At 65.8% G+C, this 8,456-nt stretch carries 9 protein-coding genes and 1 tRNA gene; 6 read left to right on the top strand and 4 right to left on the bottom strand.

Features of this window, described 5'->3' with window-relative positions; translation table 11 throughout:
* Window positions 1-52 precede the first annotated feature (52 nt).
* The 4 genes from ACIRA7_RS12970 to ACIRA7_RS12955 all read left to right on the top strand — a co-directional run bounded on the left by ACIRA7_RS12970 (window position 53) and on the right by ACIRA7_RS12955 (window position 2,909).
* Window positions 53-126: transfer RNA gene (locus ACIRA7_RS12970), tRNA-Pro, on the top strand.
* A 463-nt stretch (window positions 127-589) separates the two neighbouring features.
* Complete coding sequence (locus ACIRA7_RS12965; protein WP_396221266.1) at window positions 590-1,276, top strand: hypothetical protein; 687 nt, start codon at window positions 590-592, stop codon at window positions 1,274-1,276.
* 206 nt (window positions 1,277-1,482) lie between these two features.
* Window positions 1,483-1,866 (top strand): hypothetical protein, encoded by a 384-nt coding sequence (locus tag ACIRA7_RS12960; protein ID WP_396221265.1) that lies wholly within the window; start codon window positions 1,483-1,485, stop codon window positions 1,864-1,866.
* Between the two features lie 107 nt (window positions 1,867-1,973).
* Window positions 1,974-2,909, top strand: coding sequence for a hypothetical protein (locus ACIRA7_RS12955; protein ID WP_396221264.1), 936 nt, complete (start codon window positions 1,974-1,976; stop codon window positions 2,907-2,909).
* Window positions 2,910-2,931: 22 nt separating this feature from the next.
* On the opposite strand, the gene ACIRA7_RS12950 is transcribed toward ACIRA7_RS12955, so the two are convergent.
* The gene (locus tag ACIRA7_RS12950) at window positions 2,932-3,228 is read right to left on the bottom strand and encodes a hypothetical protein (protein ID WP_396221263.1); all 297 of its coding nucleotides are present in this window, start codon (window positions 3,226-3,228) and stop codon (window positions 2,932-2,934) included.
* Between the two features lie 36 nt (window positions 3,229-3,264).
* Window positions 3,265-3,732: a DUF1269 domain-containing protein gene (locus ACIRA7_RS12945; protein WP_396221262.1), complete on the bottom strand. Its 468-nt coding sequence runs from the start codon at window positions 3,730-3,732 to the stop codon at window positions 3,265-3,267.
* Between the two features lie 117 nt (window positions 3,733-3,849).
* Here ACIRA7_RS12945 and ACIRA7_RS12940 point away from each other — a divergent pair, with 117 nt between their 5' ends.
* The gene (locus tag ACIRA7_RS12940) at window positions 3,850-5,424 is read left to right on the top strand and encodes an FMN-binding glutamate synthase family protein (RefSeq protein ID WP_396221261.1); all 1,575 of its coding nucleotides are present in this window, start codon (window positions 3,850-3,852) and stop codon (window positions 5,422-5,424) included.
* 40 nt (window positions 5,425-5,464) lie between these two features.
* Here the strand turns inward: ACIRA7_RS12940 and ACIRA7_RS12935 are convergent, their stop codons facing one another.
* Entirely contained in the window at window positions 5,465-5,881 is a 417-nt protein-coding gene (locus tag ACIRA7_RS12935) for an OsmC family protein (protein WP_396221260.1), read from the bottom strand.
* A 195-nt stretch (window positions 5,882-6,076) separates the two neighbouring features.
* Between ACIRA7_RS12935 and ACIRA7_RS12930 the strand changes: the two genes are divergently transcribed.
* The gene (locus ACIRA7_RS12930; protein WP_396221259.1) at window positions 6,077-7,729 is read left to right on the top strand and encodes an amidohydrolase family protein; all 1,653 of its coding nucleotides are present in this window, start codon (window positions 6,077-6,079) and stop codon (window positions 7,727-7,729) included.
* A 14-nt stretch (window positions 7,730-7,743) separates the two neighbouring features.
* Here the strand turns inward: ACIRA7_RS12930 and ACIRA7_RS12925 are convergent.
* On the bottom strand, window positions 7,744-8,456 hold a 713-nt coding region (locus tag ACIRA7_RS12925), incomplete at its 5' end, for an amidohydrolase family protein (protein WP_396221258.1).

Genomic DNA, 8,456 nt, shown 5'->3' with positions numbered 1-8,456 from the left:
GCGGGGGAGGGCGTTACGTTCTTCGTTCTGTCCGCGGATTGGTATTCCGCGACGGGATGTGGCGCAGCCCGGTAGCGCACCTGAATGGGGTTCAGGGGGTCGCAGGTTCGAATCCTGTCATCCCGACTATACGTCGCAACGAGTTACGAGACCCGTCATCACATATGTGATGGCGGGTTTCTCGTTGTAGGCACTGTGCCGGTACCGGCGCGTGCTTCGGAGACTGCGGTTGGCGGGCCAGGCTGCACGAGGGGAGCGGGTAACTCCGAACGAGAAAGGTTGTTGTGCGGTCCGCGTGCTCGCACCCGGGCCGGCCGTCGCCTTGTGGCCTGTTCGCCACATCTAGAGCAGGTCGGAAAGAAGAGTCGCGGACGACTTTGAGGGGACTCGGACCTGCTCCGCTTTCGCAACCCATTGATTTCCCAACGAGTTGAATGCCTAGATGCCGTTTTGACGCCGGCGGACGACGTTGACGTCGTGTGTTTCGCCGACCATCGGAGTCGTCGCGCAAAAGGGCGCGTGCCTCCGAGGAGGCCCAATACGCGGTGCCACGAGAGTCACTCTGCGTGCGGCCGCCAGAGGAAGTACCGTGATCCAGTTCGCCCATCGTGCCGTCCGGCTTGCGAGACCCTTCGCGATGTTCGCGATTCTCGCCTCCTTGGTGATGCCGTCCGTCGGCCAGTCGCAGCGCCTCGTCGACCAGCAGCAGCTCCTGGTGCAGGGCGGCTTTCCACTGGGTCAGAAGTTCAGCGCGCAGTCGTTCACGACACTCGCGCCAAACGTCTCTGGTGCGGGATTCCTGATTCGCAACGTCTTTGGCGATCCCCGGCTGGCATCGGAGTCTTCCGAGCTGGTCGTCAGCCTGTGGGATGCGCTTCCTTCGACGGTCGGTGCAACACGATTGGCCATCGGTTCGACCGTGGTTTCCGGTCAGTATTACGGTGTCGATGTCTGGGCGGATGTGTTCTGGAATCCAGCCGCGGTGATGGAGGGGAAGGCCTACTGGCTCACGGTTGGTAGTCGGAATCCGATCTTTCAGCTGAATGTGCACTATGGAAATCCGTACCTGCAGGGGAACTCGGCGCATACCGTGCACGACATCGCCTCTCCCGTCGAGTCGGACCCCTACGAGCAACAAGACTCTCAGGACCTTGTTTTTCGCACCTACACGACCGTTCCCGAGCCTGACTCGGCACTGCTGTCGGCAACGGGTCTCGCCTTGGTCGCACTGGTCCATCGGCTTCGGCGAAAGAGGCAGAAACCATCGCAAACCTGATGCAGGCCGGGGAAACGCGGAAGATCGAGCAGTACGGTAACTCGCGTTAACGGCTGGCTCTGGCAAAGAGTCTGCCGTTAACGCGTGCACCCCACCGGGACCCGGCGAGGCTGGTGCGCTGGGACTGGGTACTGTCAGACACTCGCTGCAAGCTTGGCGTAAGTCGATCTACCTGCCTTACGTCCCAAGACCAGATGAGGAGTGCAATGCGCAATGCCCTGACGGCCGCCGTGGCGGCGATGTTCGTGCTCGTGACGGAACTGCCCGGCCAAACGATCACGGCCTACAAGACCGGCGAACGCACCACCGGCCAGACCAAGCAGTGCTATTACGACGGCCTAGGCAGTGAATACACCCGCACGATCTCCAGCATCGCCCTTTGCCCGTTGAGCATCCAGGTCACTACGCGCAATCCGGTGCCCGCCCCCACCCCGGCGCCGTCTCCTCGGTCGACGATTACCGCCTACAAGACCGGCGAGGAGACGACCGGTGGAACCAAGCAGTGCTATTACGATGGGCTAGGGAACCGCTACACCAAGACGGTACAGAGCTATCAGCTTTGCCCACTGAGTATCACGGTCGAACGCTGATGGCACGTCCGAAGAACCTTCCACTCGAATCACCCGAGTAGTCGCTACACAAAGCGTACTACCTGCTCGCACTGTGCGAACGGGTCGGTCCTCGGTCTTCTCTTGGTGTGGACGAGACGGGCAGGCTGGTGCCGTCGAACAGTATTGCGGCCGCCACCGGCATCACCGATGTGCGAAACGCCTCGCGTGATCCGCGCTTCGCGCGCGTGCTGTCGCTGGAATCGGGGGCGCGCGCCGAACAGGTCGCCTTCACCGGTGAGGTCGCGTACGAGCGTGCGGAGCGCGTGTCCGGTACGCTCGGCTACGCGTGGTCACGGGCCCGCGACAATTCCACCTTCGGCTGCTGTCTCGCGCGCACGGCCACCACGTTCACCCCGGTGGTCGATGACCCCCGGGATTTGCGTCAGGCGTGGTCGGCGTCCGACGTGGACGCCCGTCACCGGATCGTGGGCACGGTGCAGCTGCGTGCCCCCTTCGGGGTGACGATCAGCGCGCGGTACGTGGGCACGAGCGGGCGTCCGTTTTCGCTGGTGGTGGACGGCGACATCAACGGCGACGAGGCCAACGGCAACGACCGCGCGTTCCTCTTCGATCCGGGCGACCCGAAAACGCCGGCGGATGTCGCGGCCTCGATGCGTCGTGTGCTGGGTAATCCCGACAACGTGGCCCGTCGCTACATCGCCGCGCATCTGGGCGAGATTGCCGGGCGCAACACACTCGCCACTCCGTGGACCAACCGCATCGATGCACGCGTCGCGCGGACGTTTTCAGTGCGTCGCTCGGGACGCATTCAACGCGCCGAGTTGCTGGTCGACATTTTCAATCTTGGCCATGTGCTGAACCCGCGGTGGGGCGCGCAGTACCTGCTGCCGGTCGGCATCTCGTCGCAGAATCCGGTGGTGAATCGGGTGCCGCTGCTGCGGGTCATCGGCTTCGACCCGGCCACGCAGCGGTACCGCTACAGCGTGAACGAATCGGCCGGCGTGCTCCCGCGCGGCGGGGATCCGTATCAGCTGCAGGTCGGGGTACGGTTCGCCCCGTGACCGTGACCGTGACCGTGGCGCGCTAGCGTCGGCTGATGGCGCCGATCCATTTGCTGGTATTCCCGCGCCCGTCCACCCACGACACGATCAGCTTGCACTCGGTTGGGCCCGGCGATTGTGCGATGTCGAGGCACACCTCTTTTCCCGGACCCAGTACGCGTGGGCGCGTGCCCTCCAGCCAATCGGTGCGGTCATCCTTCTCGGCCATCAGCTGAATCCCCAACTCCAGCGCGACCTCGTCACCGACGTTCCGGATCGTGACCTGGCGTGTTCGGCCACGACCATGTGGGACGGCGGTGAGAATGGCCGAACGTTGCATAGTGCTCCGGGAAGGGAAGGGACAGAAGCCTACTGGCTAGGGCTGCATCTTCGCGATGGCCGCGGCGAGATCGCTTTCGGTGCCGGTGCCGAGCGCGGTGCCGCCTCCCTGCGTGAGCACGCCGATCGTCCGCGTGACGTCTGGGTCGGCGACGAGCGCAACGAGCATCGAACTGTCCGCTGCAAGGCCCTCGCCCATTTGCTTGAGCAAGGCATCAGGGAAGCCCAAGTCGATCAAGTACGCGGCCAGCGCGCCTCCCGCGGCCAGCGTGATCGTCCCGACACCGGGCAACAACAGGCCAGCGATGGCACCCACCAGCGCGCTCTTCCCGATGCCCCAGTCCTGAGACTCCGTGAACGTTACTTCGCCACTTACGTCGCGCGTGACGACGGCGGTGTTCCCCAGGCTTACGGTCGCGCCCTTGAGGAGGGCGAGCGTATCCTCGGCGCCGTTCGGCGTCGTGAAGCTGGCGATAACGATGCGGCGGGCGATCTCTTCGGCCATGTCGGCTCCGATGTAGGTAGGGGAAAGGGGAAAGATGGCGCGCACTCCGGGCGGCTCCAAGCGAGCAGAACTGGCTTTCCCTCACCAACTGGCCCATTTCGCCCGATACTCGTTCGCATGAGAACCCCATTCATCGTCGTGTCGGTGGCCTTGCTCCTGCTGGTGGCGGCGGCCTCAACCATCTGGCCATCGGCCTGGCTGGCGCTGGTTGTCATTCTGCCGCTGATCGGCCGTGGCGTGGCCGATATGCTGCAAACCAGGCAGGCCATCAAGCGCAACTTCCCGCTCATCGGGCATGCGCGCTACCTGTTGGAGATGATCCGCCCCGAGATCAATCAGTACTTCATCGAGTCGAACAGCGACGGCAAGCCGTACAGCCGCAACGACCGCTCGCTCATCTATCAGCGCGCCAAGGGCGAACTGGATACGCTCCCCTTCGGCACGCAGAAGGACGTGTACGCCACCGGGTACGAGTGGATCAACCACTCGCTCGCCCCGGCACACCCTGACGACGCCTACGCGCGCGTGACGGTGGGTGGTCCCGACTGCCGCCAACCGTACTCGGCGTCGGTGTTCAACGTGTCGGGGATGAGCTACGGCTCGCTCAGCAAGAATGCGGTGCTCGCGCTGAACACCGGTGCCAAGATGGGCAACTTCGCGCACAACACCGGGGAAGGGGGACTCAGTCCGTATCACCTCGAGCCGGGCGGCGACATCATCTGGCAGATCGGCACCGGCTACTTCAGCGCACGGGACACGCAGGGGCGCTTCAGCGAAACGGAGTTCGCCAAACGCGCCGCGCTGCCGAATGTGAAGATGATCGAGATCAAGCTGTCGCAGGGCGCCAAGCCCGGACACGGCGGCATTCTGCCGGCCTCCAAGCTCACCCCGGAAATCGTGGAAATCCGCGGCGTGGAGCCGGGACACGACGTGATCTCGCCGCCGGCGCACACGGCGTTTTCCACCCCCACCGAACTGCTGCACTTCGTGAAGCGGTTGCGTGAGGCGTCGGGGGGCAAGCCGGTGGGCTTCAAGCTGTGCGTGGGTAAGCGCCACGAATTCCTCGGCATTATCAAGGCCATGATGGCCACCGGCATCACGCCGGACTTCATCACGGTAGATGGCGGCGAAGGTGGTACCGGTGCGGCGCCGCTCGAGTTCTCGGACTCGGTGGGCACGCCGCTTAACGAGGGGCTGTCGTTCGTGCACAACGCGCTGGTGGCCACCGAGCTGCGCGACCGCATCCGCGTGATCGCGTCGGGCAAGGTGAACACCGGCTTCTCGATGGCCACCAAGGTCGCGCTGGGCGCCGACATCTGTAACGCCGCCCGCGCCATGATGTTCGCCATCGGCTGCATTCAGGCGCTGCGCTGCAACAGCAACCAGTGTCCCACCGGTGTGGCCACGCAGGATCCCGCGCTGGTGGGCGGGCTGCACGTGGGAGACAAGTCGCATCGGGTGGCCCGCTACCATCGCGAAACGGTGAAGAGCTTCTTCGAGGTGCTCGGCGCCGCGGGGCTGCAACGGCCGCAGGATCTCAAGCCGTGGTTCATCATGAAGCGGGTGAGCGCCATGGAGATTCGCAGCTACGCCGACATCTATCCGCAGCTCGCGCACGGACAGTTGCTCGCGGATCCCGCGAACACCGGCATGTCGCGCGCGTGGGAGCACGCCAGCCCCGACCGGTTCTGATCGGCGGGGCGGGGAGCACGCGGTTGGCGCGGTACGCCGCTCACGCGCGGGTGAGCGTGCCCTGCAGGTCGGTGCCCGGCGCGACGGTGTTGAACACCGTGCCGTACTTCTGCACGTTCACATGCAGCAGAGCGAGGCGCTGCTCCGGCTCGTCGGTGTCCACGACGATCTCGTAGCGGATCGAGGCGAGGCGCGGTGGGGCGTCCTGCCGTACGGCATGCAGCTGCACGCGCACATCGCGCAGGGAAAAGTGCAGCATCGGGACCACGCGCTCGATGCCTTTGAGCATGCAGGCGGCCAGCGCGGCCAGCAGCAGTTCAGCCGGATTGAAGGCGTCGGCGCAGCCGGCCAGATCGGTGTCGATGGTGAGCGTGGCGTCCTTGCAGTGCGCCACACTGCCATGGGCATCACGCCGTTCGGCGTGCACGGTGTATTCGAGCGGCGGGCGGTCGGGCATGGGCATTCCGGTGGAGGACGGGCGGAAAGATCGGCGTTCGCCGCCACGGGCGCCGTCAGGGAATGGCGCACATCGCCGTCGGATGTGCTTCCCCCGCTGGGTCCCGGACCGTATCGTCTGGGCGCCCGCGTGCGTTCCCGGGCACGGCCGGCTGTGGCCGTGTCACGCGCCTGCTTCCGCTTCTGCCCCCTGTCTATGCGCCATTCGTCGCTCCTGACCCTGACCGCCGCGGCACTCGCGGTCGTTCCCGCCGCTCCCGCCGCCGCCCAGCGCCGTGCCCCGGCGCCGACCCCCGCCCCCGCCCCGGCGGTGGTCACCAAGAGCTACGGCGACCTCGGCGCCGGCCCCTACGCGTCGCTCGTGATCCGCAACGCCATGGTCATCCCCGGCCACGGCGGCCCGCCGGCCGGCCCGTATGACATCAAGATCGAAGGGAACATGATCACCGAGATGGTGGCCTTCGATCCCGTGACCGCCGAGCGTGCCGGTGGGCGTCCGCGCATGACCGGGGACCGCATCATCGAGGCCGACGGCAAGTACGTGATGCCGGGGATGATCGACCTGCACACGCACATCCGCACGCTGCCGCAGGAAATCGAGTACGTGTACTACCTCAAGCTGGCCATGGGCGTCACCACCATGGTCAACGCCGCCGATCGCGGTTACGAGGACGGCATGCGTGAAGCGAAGCGCAGCGCGGCCAACGAGATGATCGCGCCGCGCATGTTTCCGCTGGTGAGCTACGGTGCCGGCACCACGTTCAAGGGGCGCCAGCTCGACGATCCCGCGATGGCGCCGCAGGTGGTGAAGGCGATGGCCGCCAACGGCAACCGCGTGATTTCCATGGATCCGCTGGGGTGGTCGCTGGAGCTCGTGACCGCGATCGCGAAGGCGGCCAAGGAGAACGGCATGATCACGTCGTTCCACCTGCAGCCGGCCAACACCGCCGTCACGCAGGCCGTGCGCGCCGCCTGCGCCGGCGTAACGATGATCGAGCATCACTACGGGTATGCCGAGTCGTCGCTGGATGGGTCGGCGCAGCAGTTCCCGCGCAGCTACGAGTACGGCAACGAAAGCGAGCGGTTCCGCGAGGCCGGGCGCGTGTGGACCTACGCCAATAAGGAGCGCCTGCTGAACGCGGTGGCCGACTCGCTGGTGAAGTGTGGCGTGACCATGCTCCCCACGCGCGTGGTGTACGAGGCCAACCGCGACGTGCTGCGCGCCACGTCGCTGCCGTGGACCGACAAGTACACGCACCAGGCGCTGTGGAACTGGAACATGCCCAATCCCGCCTTCCATGGCGCGTACCACTACGACTGGACCAGCGACGACGAGTACAACTGGACGTCGGCGTACCGGCTCTGGGGCGACCTGATCTACGAGTTCAACAAGCGCGGCGGCCGCGTGGCCTTCGGCACCGACGACAACTACATCTGGGCCACGCCCGGCTTCTCCACCGTGCGCGAGCTGCAGCTGCAGCGCGAGACCGGCATGCAGACGCTCGACGTGCTCAAGTCGGCCACCTACCACTCGGCCCGCACGCTGGGCGAGCCGCAGCTTGGCCTCGTGCGCCCCGGCTACAAGGCCGACCTGCTGCTGGTGGACGGTAATCCTTCGGTCAATCTCAAGTATCTCTACTCGTTCGGCGATCTCACGCTCGACAAGAGCGGCCGCATGATCCGCACCAACGGCATCGTGCACACGATCAAGGACGGCATTGTGCTGAACAATGCGAAGCTGATGGACGAAGTGGAGCGCATGGTGCAGGCGTCGCGGAAGCTCGCGCCGCCCAAGGATCCCGTGCGCGATCCCTTCCGCGTGGGCGCGCCGCCCGCCGGCAAGCGCTGAGCGCAGCAGCGCGGTCAGCGAATCCGCTGGCCGCGCTGCATCACCAGCTGCACGCTGCGCAGCGTTTCGATCGACGTGAGTGGGTTGCCGCGCACGGCGATGATATCGGCGGTCTTTCCCGGGGTGACCGTGCCCACGCGGTCCGACACGCCCATCGCCACGGAAGGCCAGAACGTGGCCGCCCGGATCGTTTCCATCGGGTCCATGCCGTAGCGGCGCACCCACGTCACCATTTCCTCTGGCGTGGCGTAACCGTGGAAGTTGCCCGGCACGCCGGCGTCGGTACCGATGAGTAATCGGGCACCGCTTTCGCGCAGCTGCTGGAACTTGCGTTGCAGCGTGGGGCCGCGGTCGGCCACGAAGCGGTAGTACGACAGCGTATCGAGACCACGCAGCGACTTCCGGATGTCGCGGGCGATCGAGTCGGGTACGTACTGATACCAGTGCGTATCGTCCAGATATTCGTCGTCGTCGCGACGCGTGGTGTAGTTGGTGAGCACGTCGATGGTCGGCGTCCAGTACAGCGGCCCCTTGGCCCCCTGCGCCGTCCGTTCGCGCAGCGCCTGCATGAGGTCGTCCGGATACGCGGGCGCCGTCTGCAGGCCGGTGTGTTCGAAATCATCCACACCCACTGCGAGTCCGCGCCGGATCTCCTCGGGGCGGTGCGCATGCGCCACCACCGGCAGCTTGCGCGCGTGGGCCTCGTCCACGATGGCGCGGATTTCCT

This window comes from Gemmatimonas sp., from assembly GCF_044376735.1.
In the GTDB taxonomy this organism is placed as follows: Bacteria; Gemmatimonadota; Gemmatimonadetes; order Gemmatimonadales; family Gemmatimonadaceae; genus Gemmatimonas.
This window is presented reverse-complemented; position numbering and strand designations above follow the sequence as displayed.

Coding starts and splice junctions, on each gene's coding strand:
- ACIRA7_RS12960 (WP_396221265.1), top strand. CDS start 1,483: ATGCGCAATGCCCTGACGGCCGCCGTGGCGGCGATGTTCGTGCTCGTG.
- ACIRA7_RS12950 (WP_396221263.1), bottom strand. CDS start 3,228: ATGCAACGTTCGGCCATTCTCACCGCCGTCCCACATGGTCGTGGCCGA.
- ACIRA7_RS12945 (WP_396221262.1), bottom strand. CDS start 3,732: ATGGCCGAAGAGATCGCCCGCCGCATCGTTATCGCCAGCTTCACGACG.
- ACIRA7_RS12940 (WP_396221261.1), top strand. CDS start 3,850: ATGAGAACCCCATTCATCGTCGTGTCGGTGGCCTTGCTCCTGCTGGTG.
- ACIRA7_RS12935 (WP_396221260.1), bottom strand. CDS start 5,881: ATGCCCGACCGCCCGCCGCTCGAATACACCGTGCACGCCGAACGGCGT.
- ACIRA7_RS12930 (WP_396221259.1), top strand. CDS start 6,077: ATGCGCCATTCGTCGCTCCTGACCCTGACCGCCGCGGCACTCGCGGTC.